Raw genomic sequence first — 14526 nt, 5'->3', positions numbered from 1 at the left:
GCCGGCACCCACGGTGATCGACACGTCGCGCACGCGAGGGCCAGCGGCCAGATGGTCGATGGCCAGCACCTCGCCGGCCGCATGCGCCGCCTTGGCGCCGAACGCCGTGGCACCCTGGCGGGCGACCGTGCTGAGCTCGCGGCCGAGCATGGTGGCGACCAGCTCGAGCTTGCCGATCTCGCTCATCGGCCCGCTGCGCACGGTGGTGCCGTCGCGCATGATGGTGACGCGGTCGCAGACCGCATAGAGCTCGTCCAGCTTGTGGGACACGAACACGACGGAGACGCCATCCGCACGGATCTGGCGGATCACGTCGAACAGGACCTCGACCTCGCGGTCGTCCAGGGACGAGGTCGGCTCGTCCATGATCACGAGCCTGGCCTTGAAGCCGATCGCCCGGGCGATCGCGACCATCTGCTGGGTCGCGGTCGGCAGGCTGCCGAGCGGGCGGCGGACATCGACGTCGATGGAGAAGCGCCCGAGCAGCCGGCGCGCCTCCGCATGCATCGCCCGCCAGTCGAGCAGGCCGAAGCGGCGCGGCTCGCGGCCCAGGCAGATGTTCTCCGCGACCGAGCGCAGGCCCACCAGGTTGATCTCCTGGTAGATCGTGCTGATCCCGGCGGCCTGGGCGGCATGGGGCGAGTGGACCTCGAACGGCTGGCCGTCGAACTCGACCAGGCCGGCATCACGCCGGTGATAGCCGGTCAGCACCTTGATCAGCGTCGACTTCCCGGCCCCGTTCTGCCCGATCAGGGCATGGACCTCGCCCCGGCCGACCGTGAACTCGGCGCCGCGCAGGGCCGGGCTGCCGCCGAAGCTCTTGTCGATGCCGCGCATGACGAGCAGGGGCGGCGTGGGCATAGGGGTCTGGCGCTGGAACATGCTCTTGCTGGGCCGGGCCCGGGCATCCGCGGCAGAAGACCTGCCGGGATGCCCGGGCGATGGGGTCGTCAGTAGGCCTCGGCGATCAGTTCCTGCGCGTTGGACGCGTCGAAGAACCGGTCCTCGTTGATGATCTTGGGCGCGATCGTCTCACCGTTGGCGTACTTGACCAGCGTGTCGTAGGCGACCGGCCCGAAGAACGGGCTGCACTCGACGGTGGCACCCATCTTGCCGTCGATGATCGCCTGCAGCGCATCGCGGGTCCCGTCGACCGAGACGATCGTGATGTCCTTGCCCGGCACCTTGCCGGCGGCCTCGACCGCGGCGATCGCACCCACCGCCATCTCGTCGTTGTGGGCGTAGATGGCGGTCGCGTCGGGGTGGGCCTGGAGCAGGGTCTCGGCGACCTGGCGGCCCTTGTCGCGAGCGAAGTCGCCCGACTGGCTGGCGACCACCTCCATCTCGGGATGGTCCTTGATGGCCTCCGCGAAGCCCTGGGCCCGGTCATTGGCCGGCGAGGAGCCGGTGGTGCCCTGCAGCTCGATGATCTTCGCCTTGCCGCCCGTGGTCTGGGCGAGCCACTCGCCGGCGCGCCGGCCTTCCTCGATGAAGTCGGAGCCGATGAAGGTGACGTAGTCGCGGCCTGCCTCGGCCAAGCTCGGGTCGACCGAGCGGTCCAGCAGGATCACCGGGATGCCGGCACGCTTGGCGGCCATCACCGCCGGGATCAGCGGCTTTTCCTCGCGGGGTGCCAGGAAGATCGCGTCTACGCCCTGGGCGATCATGGAGTTGACGTCGGCGACCTGCTTGGCCGCGGAGCCGGCGGCATCGGTGTAGACCAGCTGCCAGCCGCGCTTCTGCGCCTCGTCCTGCATGCTCTTGGTCTGGGCGATCCGCCAGGGGTTGTTGCTCTCGGTCTGGGCGAAGCCGACCTTGTAGCTGTCCTTGGGCTCGAGCTTCGGCAGCTCCTGGGCAGTCGCACTGCCCACCCCAAGAGCGATGACGGCGGCGGCCGCCGCCAGCTTGACGACGCTGCGTCGGAACATTCTAGCCTCCTCGGTCGGCTGCCGTGCCGCCGCTTTCCCAGGATATCCGGCGGGGGACGGCTCTGCCATATGGTCCGACCGAGGCGAACGGTAGTTGCGGACGGTTTCGCCTGTCAATGCCCGACTATATTGGGAGTTCTGCAGGACTAGCCAAGCCGGCCGGTGTCAGGCAAGAGACCAGAGCGATGGGATTTGGTCTGACCAAATGAAGCTGCAGCAGACAGGAGCGGGATCGGTGATGCCGGCGGAACCGGGGCCCCATGATCCGGCGGTGCGGCGGACCCTGGCCGTGGCGCCGGGTGGCCGACTGGCGGATGCGCTGGCCGAGGCGATCCTGGGCATGGTGCGCAGCGGCGAGCTTGCGCCCGGGCGGAAGTTGCCGGCCGAGCGCGACTTGGTGAGCCGGTTCGGCGTGAGCCGCGTGGCCGTGCGGGAGGCGATCGCGGCTCTGGCGGGCCGGGGCGTGCTGCAGATCCGCCGCGGCCACCGGCCGATCGTGCAGGAGCCGGACATCGGCAGGGCAATCGGCAATCTGGGCGAACTCGTCCGCCACCTGGTGCTGGAAGAGTCAGGGGCCTGGAACCTGTTCGAAGCCCGGATCTTCGTCGAGGCGGCACTGGTCCGGCATGCCGCCCAGCATGCCCGTCCCGCCGACATCGCCGCGCTCGAGGCGGCGCTGGCCGACAACCGCGCGGCGGTAGGCGACGGACCGCGCTTCTATGCCACCGACGTCGCCTTCCACGCAGTGCTCTACCGGGTCCCCGGCAACCCGATCTTCCCGGCGCTACAGCAGGCCTTCGTCGGCTGGCTGTCGGCATCATGGGCACGCATGCCCCATGCCGTCGAGATCGACCGGATGAACTGCCGCGCGCACGAGGCGATCCTGGAAGCGATCATGCGCCGCGATGCGGATCGTGCCGAGCGCACCCTGCGCGGCCATCTGGCGGCGGCCTGGGAGTTCGTCCGCGCCGGATTTTGACGGCGTAATCAACTCCAGGGTGAGGCGTTGGCGACACTTCGGCTTGTCATCGGAATTTCCGATATGGACAAATCGTCATTAGCGAAGGAAACACAAGCGCTAGCTTCGGAGCCGGAGAAGCGGGATTTGTGTCGAATCGTGGCACCCGCTGCTTTGGCACCATGCTGTTCGGCGGGTATGGCGGGCATTCACAGGTTGACCCTGTGGTTGAAACGCCTCGGCGAGAATCTCCGCAGATGATCCACGTCGTGTTGTTCCGCGTCTCCTCCATGGACCTCGCCCTGCCGCTCGCCGACGTCGTCGAGATCCTGCCCTGCCCGATCCTGCAGCCTTTGCCCGGCATGGCTCCGGCGGTGGGCGGCGTGTTCCGCCTGGAGGGATCGGCTTGCCTGGCGCTGCGGACCGACCGGCTGCTCGGGCTGCCGGAGCGGCCACCCGGACTCTACTCGCCGCTCCTGCGGTTGCGCCGGGCCGAAGAGCCGTGCGCGCTGATCGTGGACGAGGTGCTGGATGTGGCCGCAGCACCGGTGAGCCCGCCATTCCTGGCCCATCGCAGTCTGGAAGGCGTGGTGACGGGGCAGGTCGAGTGGGCGGGCCGGGGCTGGCATCTCCTGGATGCGGGGCGACTGGTGCATCTGGGGGAGGGTGCGGCGCCGGCCTTATGGGTGGCCGGCCGGTCGGCAGAGGCCGGCGAAGGCGCTCGCGCATGAGCCGCGCCGGCCACCCGCTCTTGCGCGATCCCGGTTATGCCCTGCTGAAGCGCCGGATCCTCGCGGTCACCGGGCTGGCCTATTTCCAGGACAAGGACGAGGCGCTGGCCGAGCGGCTGCAGCGGCGGCTGGCCGCCTGCCGGGCTGCCGGCTGCGCCGCCTATCTGGCGCTGCTGGAGGCGGATCCGGCACGCACGGGCGAGTGGGACGCGCTGGTCGGGGAACTGACGATCGGCGAGACCTTCTTCTTCCGCTACAGCCAGCAGTTCCAGGCACTGCGCGACCGGCTGCTGCCCGAAGTGATCGCGCGCAACGCCGCCACGCGCAGCCTGCGCCTGTGGTCGGCCGGCTGTGCCACCGGTGCCGAGGCCTATTCGCTGGCGGCACTGGTGCGCGCCGCACTGGGCGAGCGCCTGTCCGAGTGGCGGATCACGATCCTCGGCACCGACATCAACCGGGCCTTCCTGGCCCAAGCGCGGCGTGGCGAGTTCAGCGAGTGGGCACTGCGCGACGTGGCACCGGCCGACCGCGCGGCGGTGGTGGAGCCGGGACAGGGCGGCTGGCGGGTGCCCCCGGAACTGCGGGGCATGGTCGAATTCCGCCACCACAACCTGATGGACCTGCCCTCGGAGCCGGCACCGGGCGACAGGCTGGCCGATTTCGACATCATCCTGTGCCGCAACGTGATGATCTATTTCGACCAGCCGACGCTGACGGCGTTGGCGCCGAAGCTGGCGAGGCGGCTGGTGGAGCATGGCTGGCTCCTGATCGGCCATGCCGAGGGCGGTGTCCCGTTCCAAGCCGACTTCGAGCCGGTCCTGGCCCCAGGCGCCATCCTCTACCGGCGCCGGCAGGACCGTGGCACGAAGCAGCGGGTGAGCACAGCCGCCCGGCCGCAGCAGCGGCCGACGGTCACGGCACGGCCGACGCCATGCCGGGCGGGTGCCGCGTCTGCCCCGAGCCTGCCCCCGGCGCCGCTGCCACCCGATCCCGTCGCGTACTACCAGGACGCCCTGGCGCTGCGGCAGGCGGAGCAGGCCGAGGCCGCCGAGCAGGCGCTGCGGCGCGCGATCTATCTCGACCGCGGGTTCGCGATGGCCCATCTCCAGCTGGGCGAACTTCTGCGCCGGCGCGGCGATCTGGCGGGCGCGCTCAAGGCCTTCACCAACGCCCTGCGTTGCTTGGCCGAGTTCCGCGAGGACCAGCCCGTGCCTGCCGGTGATCTGAACGCCGCTGAGCTGCGCAGCCTGCTGGTTGGCCAGCTGCGCCAGTTGCGCGTCTGAGCATGGAAACTGACCGCACCATGGCCGAGCGGCATCCCGAGCCCGAGCCCATGGCGGCCGCTGCCTCTTCCGACGGGGCGGAAGAGCGCAGCCGGCGAATCCTGCTGGAGCGTACCCGGCAGCTGGCGACGCGCAGCAAGGCCGCGGGGGTAGTCACGACCGCGCTGCTGCTGCTGGAGGCCGACGGGGAGAGCTGCGCGCTCCGGGTCGATGCCGTAGCCGAAGTGGCGGCGATGCCGCTGCCGGCGAGGCTGCCGCGGGCCGGGCCGGCATTGCTCGGGCTGGTCGAGACGAGGGGCGTGCTCTGCCGCGTCTATGACCTGGCGGAGCTGTTCGGCAGGCGGACGGGGTCAGCCCGGCGTGCCGGCGGCCATCTGGTCGTGCTCCGCCAGGGCGGCGGGAGGGTCGGCCTGCGGGTCGACCGTGCCGTCGGCATCGTCGAGGTCCCGGCCGCGGGCCTGCTTCCGGCCGACGATGGTCTGCCCAGCACGCTCGGGCGGATCACCCGGAGCGGCATCGACCTCCTGGATCCCGAGACCATCCTCGGTCGCGTCGACGGAACGGCAAATCATGTGGCTTAGTGTCCGGCAGAAGATCCTCGTCACCTTCGGCATCATCGTCCTGCTTATGCTGGCGCTGGGCCTCTACCAGCTGCAGGTGCTGCGCTCGGTCCGCGACCTGAGCGAGCAGATCGTCGTTCAGGACCTGTCGTTCCTGAACGACGTCCACGAGATCGCACTGGTGCAGCAGCAGGCGCGCGCTGCCCGGGACCGGTTGCGCGACGTCACCCTGCTGGCCGCACTGGGCAATGGCAGCGCGAACCGGCAGGCCGCGCTGGCCGAATGGCAGAACGAGTTCACCAAGCTCCGGCAGGCGGTGGGCGCGCTGCGCGCCAGCCTGCAGGGCCGGCTCGACGACATCGAATCCGCCGGCGTCGACCAGCAGATCCGCCAGCTCATCTACACGCTCGCGGCGGCGGAGGACCTGATCCGGCAGCTCGAGCCGATCGTGCTCCGGCAGTTCGACGCACTGTCCAAGAGCGACTTCGGCATGGCGGAGGACGCGCAGCAGCAGGCGGCCCAGCTGGCCGGCCAGATCGGGGAGCGTCTCGACAGCATCCGCACGAGCGTCCTGCGACTGGTGAACGAGGCGCAGGACTGGATCGAGCAGATGCACCGCACCGCCGCGATCACGCTCGCGGCCGCGTTCGCCGGGATCGTGCTGGCCAGCATCGTCGCGGCCTGGATCCTGCAGCGCTCGATCACCCGCCCGCTCGCCCGCTTCGCCCGCTTCGCCGAGCAGATCGGTGCCGGCGACCTCACCGCGTCGGTGAGCATCGGCAGCCGTGACGAGATCTCCCAGCTGGCCCAGCACCTCAACGGCATGGTGGCCGGCCTGCGGGAGCTGGCGATCCAGAGCCGGGCGGTGTCGGAAAGCCTGAACACCGCGACCCAGGAGATCCGGACCTCGACCCAGCAGCAGGCGGCGAGCGTGGAGGAGCAGCTGGCCTCCGTGCAGGAGACCTCGGCCACGCTGGACGAAATCACCCAGTCCGGCGCGCAGGTGTCCAAGCGTGCCCAGGAACTGTCGCTGGGTGCGGAGGAGACCATCCAGGCGAGCAGCAACGGGCTGCAGGCGGTGAGTGATACTGCCCGGGTGATGGACAAGATCCGTGAGCAGGTCGAATCGGTCGCCGAGAACATCGTGATGCTGAGCGAGCGGACCCACGCGGTCGGCGACATCATCGCGACGGTCAACGACATCGCGGAGCGCTCGCACATCCTGGCGCTGAACGCGGCGATCGAGGCGGCGGCGGCCGGCGAGCACGGCCGGAGCTTCGCGGTGGTGGCCGCCGAGATCAAGAACCTGGCCGATCAGTCCAAGGAAGCCACCGTCCAGGTCCGCGCCGTGCTGGGCGACATCCAGCGCGGGATCAACACCTCGGTGATGCTCACCGAGGAGGCGGTCAAGCGGATCAGCTCAGGGACGGCGCAGACCGACCAGGCCCAGAGCGCGATCAACCATCTGACCGACACGATCCAGGAGAGCAGCGACACGTTCCAGCAGATCGTCGCCGCCATCAACCAGCAGCATATCGGCCTGGAGCAGGTGATGATCGCCCTGCGCAACATCCGCCAAGCCAGCACCCAGACGGCCGACGGCACCCGCCAGCTCGACCGGGCCGCGGCCAATCTCAGCACCCTGTCCGGGGAACTGATCCAGTCGATCGGGCGCTATCACCTCTGATGGACATCCGTCAGCTGCTCCAGGAAGCCTTCGCGACGGAATACCGCGAGCATCTGGCTGCGATGCGCCGCCTGACGGCCGTGGGTGCCGGTCAGGCGGAGCTGGCCGAGATCTTCCGCCGCGCCCACAGCCTGAAGGGTGCGGCGCGCGCGGTCGACCATCAGGCCATCGAGCAACTGGCGCACCGGCTGGAATCGCTGCTGGAGCGGGTCCGGCAGGGCGGGCTGGAACTGGATCCGCCGGTCGTGCGGGCGGTCCTGGACGCGCTGGACGCGGTCGAGGACGTCGCGGACGACCCGGAGGCGTCGGTGGCGAGTCTGGCGGCGGTCCAGGCACTCGATGCGCTGCTGGCCGAGGTAGTGGCCGAGGCACCAGCCACTGCGGAGCCGTCGCCCGTTCCGGAGCCGTCCGCCCCGGAGCCACCACCTGCCCTGGAGCCGCCGCCCGATCCGGCGGCCGAGATCCCATCCATGCCTGTCCCGCCGCAGCCGGCGGCAGAGCCGGCACCAAGCCCGGTCGCCCGTCCCCTGGCGCCGGCCGGGCACGAAACCGTACGGATCCGCGCCTGCCACCTGGACGGGCTGATGACCACGGGCGGCCTCCTGCTGGCGCAGGCCAGCGAGCAGGTCGAGGTCGGCCGGCGGCTGCGTGTCCTCCACGACGAGGCGGCGGCGTTGCGCCGGACCTGGGAGCGCAGCCGGGCGGAGCTGCGCCGCCACGAGTCGGCAGGACAGGGGGCTGCCGGCCAGCTGGAGGCGATCGACAAGGCGATCGCCGGGCTGGGGAGGCGGATCGGCGAGCTGGCCGGCCTGCAGGCCACGAATGCGTGGAAGACCCGGCGCCTGATCGACCAGCTGCAGGACGACGTTTCCCAGGCAAGGCTCATTCCGGCGGAGGAGGTGTTCTCGGGCTTTGGCCGGATGGTGCGCGACCTGGCACGGGAGGCCGGCAAGCAGGTCGAGTTCCGGATGACCGGGCTGGAGCTGGAGGCGGACCGGATGATCCTCCAGGCGCTGAAGGACCCAGTGATGCACGTCCTGCGCAACGCGGTGGGGCATGGTGCGGAGCTGCCGGAGGAGCGGGAGCGGGCGGGCAAGCCGCCCGTCAACCGGCTGGCGCTGACGCTCGGCCTGCAGGGCACGCGCCTGCGGCTCGAGGTGACCGATGACGGGCGGGGGCTCGACTTCGGGCGGATCCGCGCCACAGCGGTGGCCGCGGGCCTGCTCGACCCAGCCGAAGCCGACGCGGCAGAGGAGGCCGATCTCGCCCGCTTCCTCCTGCGCGACGGCTTCTCCACCGCCCGCACGGTCGACCGGTTGTCCGGCCGGGGCATGGGACTGGGCGTGCTGCAGGAGGTGCTGGCCCGGCTGCAGGGCGACCTCGAGATCGGGCCGAACCATCCCTGCGGCACGCGTCTGGAGATGACCCTGCCGATGTCGGTGGTGCGCACCGACCTCCTGCTGGTCGCCTGCCGCGACCAGACCTTCGCGCTGCCCTCCCATGCGGTGGACCGGGTGCTGCGGATCCGGGCCAGCGAGCTCGGCAAGGTGGAGGGGCGGCCGGTGCTGCGCCAGGGCAGCTCGGCGATCGCCCTCTCGATCCTGGCTGAGCTGCTCGGTATGGGCGGAGATTCGCTCACCGACGAGGGCGGGTTCTGTGCCGTGGTGATCCTTCGGGTCGGGCGGCGGCGGGTCGCCATGCTGGTCGACAGGCTCCTGGACATGCGGCAGGCAGCGGTTCAGGAGCCGCCGGCCGGGACCGACCCGGTGGTGGCCGGGACCTTCTTGCGGGACGGCCGGCCGATCCTGGTGCTGAGCCCGGCCCTGCTGATCGACGGCCAGTCGAACCAGGGCCCGGTCCGCTTCGCCAGCGAGACGCGCAGGGCGCCCCCTTCCATCCTGGTGGTCGACGATTCCATCACGACGCGTACGCTGGAAAAGAGCATCCTGGAGGCGGAGGGCTTCCGGGTGCGTCTGGCGGTGGACGGGCAGGACGCCCTGGACAGCCTGCGCCGGGAGCCGGTGGACCTCGTGATCAGCGACGTGGAGATGCCGCGGATGGACGGGTTCGAACTGTTGCAGGCGCTCAAGGCGGATGCCGGTCTCTCCGCAATCCCGGTGATCATGCTGACCTCGCACGGCGCCCGGGATCAGGTTCAACGCGGCCTGGAGCTGGGCGCCGACGCCTATGTCACCAAGCAGGGCTTCGAGCAGCGCACTCTGCTCGAAACGATCTGCCAGTTCGTCGATCTCCCATGAGGCCGCTATGACCAGGGAGCGGGGCAGGATCCGCGTGCTGATCGTCGAGGATTCCAAGGTGGCGGCGATCCAGCTCGAGCAGGTGCTGGCGGAGGACGGCCGGTTCGAGGTGGTGGCGGTGGCCGGCTCAGGCGAGGAGGCGCTGGCCCTGGTGCCGCGGCTCGAACCCGACATCGTGCTGATGGACGTGCAGCTGCCCGGGATGAACGGGGTAGAGACCACCCGCCGGATCATGCAGACCAAGCCGACCCCGATCGTCATCACCTCGGCCAGCATCAGCGACCCGATGGTGACGGTGTCCCTGGACGCGCTGAAGGCGGGCGCGCTGTCGGTCACCGAGAAGCCGCTCGGCCGCCGTCGCGACGCGTTTCCCCGCCTGGCCCGGCGCCTGTGCCAGCAGCTCGCGATCATGAGCGAGGTCCGGGTGGTGCCGCAGCGCCATCCCCTGGCCCGGCCAATGGTCCAGGCCAATGGGGAAATGATCCGGTGCCGCAGCAGCGCGCGCTACGAGATCCTGGGCATGGTCGCTTCCACTGGCGGCCCCGCAGCACTCGCCAAGGTGCTGGGCGCCCTGTCGAGGGAGTTCCCGCTGCCGGTGGTGGTGGTCCAGCATATCGGTGCGGAGTTCAACGAAGGTTTCGCGGCCTGGCTGGACAGCCAAGTGCCGATGGCGGTCCGCCTGGCTCGCCATGGCGAGGCCCTGGCACCTGGACATGTCTACGTGGCGCCGGGCGGACGCCACCTGATCGCCGGCCAGGGCCTGCTCATGCTCAGCAGCGAGCCACCCGTCGGTGGCCAGCGTCCGTCGGGCACGATGCTGCTCCAGTCGATCGCGGCCAGCTTTGCCGAGCGGGCGATCGGGGTGGTCCTGACCGGGATGGGCGACGACGGTGCCGCCGGCCTCCTGGCCATGCGCCAACGCGGCGCGCACACCATCGCCCAGGACGAGGCATCCGCCGTGGTATACGGGATGCCGGCGGTTGCCGCTCGGACCGGTGCGGCCCGGCTCCAGCTCCCGCTTGACGCGATCGGCCCGCACCTTCTCCATACTGCCAAGGACGGTCGCCCGACATGACGGAGCCTGCTCCCAAGATCCTCATCGTCGAGGATTCGCCGACGCAGGCCCTGCGCCTTCAGCTCACTCTGGAGCAGCAGGGTTGGGCCACCATGACCTCGGCCAGCGCCGAGGACGCGCTCGCCAGGCTGAACGGCGAGGTCCCGGCGCTGGCCGTGGTCGACCTGCACCTGCCCGGGATCAGCGGCGACGAGTTCACCCGCCGCGTGCGCATGAATATGCGCACGCGCAGCCTGCCGACCCTGATGCTGACCGATTCGGACAGCCCGGAATCGCAACGACGGGCGTTCGAGAGCGGTGCCGACGACTATGTGCCGAAGTCGGCTGCCGGCGACGTCCTCCTGCTGCGCATCCGCAACCTCCTGCGCAGCTCGGCCGGTGCGTTGCCGGAGTCGGTTGCCGCCATGCCCGAGTTCCGGCGCAGTCGGACCCTGGTAGTGGTGGACGTGACCGAGGTCGACCGCGGTCGTGCGGCGATCGTGGACCGGCTGGCGGTCCATCTCCAGCAGGAGAACCACGACGTGACCGTCGTGCCCGGCGGCGAGGTGGCGGTGACGCGGCTGGGGACGGGCCCGTACGATTGCGTGATCTTGCTCCTGCCCGATTCGGCCGAAAGCGCCCTCCAATCCTGCCGGCAACTGGACGAGGCCAGGCGCAGCCTGGGTCAGGCCTTCCAGATCGTGGCGCTGGAGCCTGCCCCGGGTGCGCACCCGCCGCTCGCGGTGCTGCAGACCGGGGTGGACGACTTCGTGGATGCCGACAGCGGCTTGCAGATCCTGAGCGCCCGGCTGGGTGCGCATCTGCGCCGGCGCGCCATGCAGGAAGAGGCGATCCGCCGTGCCCACGAGGAGGCCGAGCGGCAGCGCGAGCTGGAGCAGGCACGCGAGCTGGCGCGCACCGCCGAGGCCAAGGCCAAGCTGATCGCGGCACTGGAACAGTCCAATGCCGAGCTGGCCGCGGCCAATCTCCGCCTGCGCGACGTGCAGGCGGAGCTCACGCGTGCCAAGGAAACCGCCGAGCGTGCGGCCAGGGCCAAGACCGAGTTCCTGGCCACCATGAGCCACGAGATCCGCACGCCCATGACCGGCGTGCTGGGCATGGCCGACCTCCTGGCGGCGGAAGACCTCTCGCCCAACCAGCTCCATTACGTGAACACGATCCGCCGGTCCGGCGCGCACCTGCTCAGCATCATCAACGACATCCTGGACTTCTCGCGGATCGAGGCCGGCCGGCTGCAGCTGGAGACGATCGACTTCGCGCCGGCAGCGGCAGTGGATCACGTCTATTCCCTGATGCAGCCGCAGGCGACCGAGCGGGGGCTGGCGCTGCGCCAGGAGGTAGACGCCCTGGCTGGCCTGGTGGTGCATGGCGACCCGACCCGGCTGCGCCAGGTGCTGGTCAATCTCGTGGGCAACGCCTTGAAGTTCACCGCCCGCGGCGAGGTGGTGATCGGCACGGAGCTGCGGCATGCCGACGAGCAGACCGTGGTGCTCCGCATCTGGGTGCGGGACACCGGGATCGGCATCGCCACCGGGTGCCGGGCGGCACTGTTCTCCGCCTTCGTCCAGGGCGATGCCTCGACCAGCCGGCACTATGGCGGCAGCGGCCTGGGCCTCGCCATCTCCAAGCGGCTGGTCGATGCCATGGGCGGCACGATCGGCTTCGAGAGCGATGAGGGCAGCGGCAGCCTGTTCTGGTTCGAGCTGCCCATGCGACGCGGGCAGGTGGCGAACGTCGCCTTGCAGGAAGCGGCGGCGGACGAGGCGGTGCCGCCCATGCGGATCCTGGTCGCCGACGACGTGGCGGTTAATCGCGAACTGATCAGCACGATGCTGGCGCGCCAGGGCCACCAGATCGACCTGGCCGCGAACGGCCAGGAAGCGGTCGAGCAGGCGGCGCGGTCCTCTTATGACGTGATCCTGATGGACGTGCAGATGCCGGTGATGGACGGTGCCGAGGCGGCCGCCCGAATCCGCCGCCTGCCGTCGCCACAGGCCGGCGTGCCGATCCTGGCGCTCACCGCCAATGTCATGGCGAGCGAGCGCGAGCGCTATCTCGCCGCCGGCATGAACCGCTGCCTGATCAAGCCGATCGTCTGGAGCGAACTGTTTGGCGCGTTGGCCGCGATCGCCCGGGGCACGCCGCTGCCGGGCGACGTGTCCTCGGGACCCGATCCCGACGTCGAGGATCCGCAGGGTTTCGATCCGGTGGAACAGCCGCTCCTGGACGAGCGGCGCATCGAGGGCATGGCGGCGAAGATGCCGCCCGCCTTGCTCCGGCGGATGCTCATCCGGGGCATCGAGGCCGCCGAGGAGTGCCGGCAGCGGATGCTGGCCGGCGATCATGAGGCGGTGGTGCTGATCGCCGAGGCGCACAAGCTCAAGGGCAGTGCCGGGACGGTGGGCCTGCCCCGGATCAGCGCGCTGGCCGGCCGGATCGAGGCGGCGGCGCGGGCGGAGCGTGGCCATACCGTACTGACGGAGTTCCTGGACCGGCTGGGCCGGGCGATCGGCGATACACGCGCGGCGCTCAGTGTCGTACTGCGGGCGCTGGACGACAGTCCGGCTCCCTCCGCCTGATCTCGCCAGGACCGGTCCGGGAGCCGGGGTCGGCTGGTCACGCTGCTCGACATCAGCCAGGTGGCGAGGCACTCCTCGCCTGGATGGTCACCGCCGGGAGCTGCGCGGCAGCATGATCGAGGACTATGCGCTGATCGGCTCCACCACGGGTGCGGGGCTCGTTCATCGCGACGGAACGATTGCCTGGCTGGCCCTGCCCCGCTTCGATTCCGAGGCGATGTTCGCCAGCCTGCTCGGCGATGAGCGGCACGGATCCTGGACCATGGCCGCCACCGATCCCGGTGCTCAGGTAAGCCGGCGCTACCGGGAAGGCACCTTCATCCTGGAAACGACCCATGCGAGCGCAGCGGGCGAGGCGGTGGTGGCCGACCTGCTCACCTTGCCCGACCGTGATGGCCGCCACCGTCTGATCCGCCTGGTGCAGGGCCGCCGCGGCCGGCTGCGCCTGCGCACCGAGATCCGCTTCCGGTTTGGCTATGGCGCCTATGTGCCGTGGCTGCGGCAGGTCGAGCATGGCGCGGTGGCGGTGGCCGGGCCCGATGCCGTCCGGCTGACCACGGACGTGCCGTTCGAGAATGTCGACTTCGCCAGCATCGCCGAGTTCGAGGTGGGTCCCGGCGAGGAGGTGGCATTCGTCCTGGAGTGGTTTCCCTCGCATCTGCCGATCCCGGCACCGGTCCGCAACGCGACGGCACTGGCGGGATACGCTGCCCGGGTGACGCGCGACTGGACGGCGAAGTCCACCTATCGGGGCGATTATCGGGAGGCGGTCGAGCGTTCCCTTCTGACGCTGAAGGCCCTGACCTACAGCCCGAGCGGCGGGATCGTGGCGGCACCCACCACCTCCTTGCCGGAATGGCCGGGCGGAGTGCGCAACTGGGATTACCGCTACTGCTGGATCCGCGATGCGGTGCTCACGATCTATGCGCTGATCGCGTCGGGCTACCGCGAGGAGGCGGCGGACTGGCGGCATTGGCTGATGCGTGCCGTGGCGGGTTCGCCCGACGAGCTGCAGATCATGTACGGCCTACATGGCGAGCGCCGCCTGACCGAGACCGAACTCGACTGGTTGCCGGGCTTCGAGGGCAGCCGGCCGGTGCGGATCGGCAATGACGCCTATCTGCAGCGCCAGCTCGACGTCTACGGCTCGGTGATCGCCGCCTTCTACGTGGCGAGGCGTGCCGGCCTGAACGAGACCGACGAGGTCTGGCCGATGGAATGCAGCATCGTCGCCAAGCTCGCCGGGCTTTGGCGAGAAAAGGATTCCGGCCTATGGGAGATGCGCGGCGAAGAGCGCCACTTCGTCCACTCCAAGCTCATGTGCTGGCTGGCCTTCCACGCGATGGTGCTGAGCGTGGAGGAGTTCGGCCTGGAAGGGCCGGTCGACGAGTGGCGCCGGATCCGCGCGGAGATCCACCACGACATCTGCACCCGCGGCTACGACGCCCGGCAGAACAGCTTCGTGCA

At 70.2% G+C, this 14526-nt stretch carries 11 protein-coding genes; 9 read left to right on the top strand and 2 right to left on the bottom strand.

Translation table 11 applies throughout. The annotated features are described in order from the left end of the window. Both VNS22_RS22640 and VNS22_RS22635 read right to left on the bottom strand, forming a co-directional pair. A partial coding sequence (locus VNS22_RS22640; protein WP_325736530.1) for a sugar ABC transporter ATP-binding protein occupies positions 1-882 on the bottom strand: 882 nt, incomplete at its 3' end. A gap of 68 nt (positions 883-950) precedes the next feature. Continuing rightward, positions 951-1928, bottom strand: coding sequence for an ABC transporter substrate-binding protein (locus VNS22_RS22635; RefSeq protein ID WP_325736528.1), 978 nt, complete (start codon positions 1926-1928; stop codon positions 951-953). 238 nt (positions 1929-2166) lie between these two features. On the opposite strand from VNS22_RS22635, the gene VNS22_RS22630 reads away from it, so the two are divergent. The 9 genes from VNS22_RS22630 to VNS22_RS22590 all read left to right on the top strand — a co-directional run. Next, positions 2167-2907, top strand: coding sequence for an FCD domain-containing protein (locus VNS22_RS22630; protein WP_325736526.1), 741 nt, complete (start codon positions 2167-2169; stop codon positions 2905-2907). A gap of 236 nt (positions 2908-3143) precedes the next feature. Then, positions 3144-3617: a chemotaxis protein CheW gene (locus tag VNS22_RS22625; RefSeq protein WP_325736524.1), complete on the top strand. Its 474-nt coding sequence runs from the start codon at positions 3144-3146 to the stop codon at positions 3615-3617. Continuing rightward, positions 3614-4900: a protein-glutamate O-methyltransferase CheR gene (locus VNS22_RS22620; RefSeq protein WP_325736522.1), complete on the top strand. Its 1287-nt coding sequence runs from the start codon at positions 3614-3616 to the stop codon at positions 4898-4900. The genes VNS22_RS22625 and VNS22_RS22620 overlap by 4 nt, the downstream gene beginning before the upstream one ends. Before the next feature lie 20 nt (positions 4901-4920). Further along, positions 4921-5481, top strand: coding sequence for a chemotaxis protein CheW (locus VNS22_RS22615; RefSeq protein ID WP_325736520.1), 561 nt, complete (start codon positions 4921-4923; stop codon positions 5479-5481). Beyond that, the gene (locus tag VNS22_RS22610; protein ID WP_325736518.1) at positions 5471-7147 is read left to right on the top strand and encodes a methyl-accepting chemotaxis protein; all 1677 of its coding nucleotides are present in this window, start codon (positions 5471-5473) and stop codon (positions 7145-7147) included. Before VNS22_RS22615 ends, VNS22_RS22610 begins: the two co-directional genes overlap by 11 nt. Next, complete coding sequence (locus VNS22_RS22605) at positions 7147-9405, top strand: hybrid sensor histidine kinase/response regulator (protein ID WP_325736516.1); 2259 nt, start codon at positions 7147-7149, stop codon at positions 9403-9405. The genes VNS22_RS22610 and VNS22_RS22605 overlap by 1 nt, the downstream gene beginning before the upstream one ends. A gap of 7 nt (positions 9406-9412) precedes the next feature. Beyond that, positions 9413-10480, top strand: a complete 1068-nt coding sequence (gene cheB, locus VNS22_RS22600) for a chemotaxis-specific protein-glutamate methyltransferase CheB (RefSeq protein ID WP_325736514.1) — start codon at positions 9413-9415, stop codon at positions 10478-10480. Continuing rightward, complete coding sequence (locus tag VNS22_RS22595; RefSeq protein WP_325736512.1) at positions 10477-13059, top strand: response regulator; 2583 nt, start codon at positions 10477-10479, stop codon at positions 13057-13059. The genes cheB and VNS22_RS22595 overlap by 4 nt, the downstream gene beginning before the upstream one ends. A gap of 112 nt (positions 13060-13171) precedes the next feature. Beyond that, a partial coding sequence (locus VNS22_RS22590; protein ID WP_325736510.1) for a glycoside hydrolase family 15 protein occupies positions 13172-14526 on the top strand: 1355 nt, incomplete at its 3' end.

The sequence above is a fragment of the Geminicoccus sp. genome, assembly GCF_035556675.1.
GTDB lineage: Bacteria > Pseudomonadota > Alphaproteobacteria > Geminicoccales > Geminicoccaceae > Geminicoccus.
Note: the sequence above shows the minus strand (reverse complement) of the source record. Positions and strands in the feature narration are given on the sequence as shown.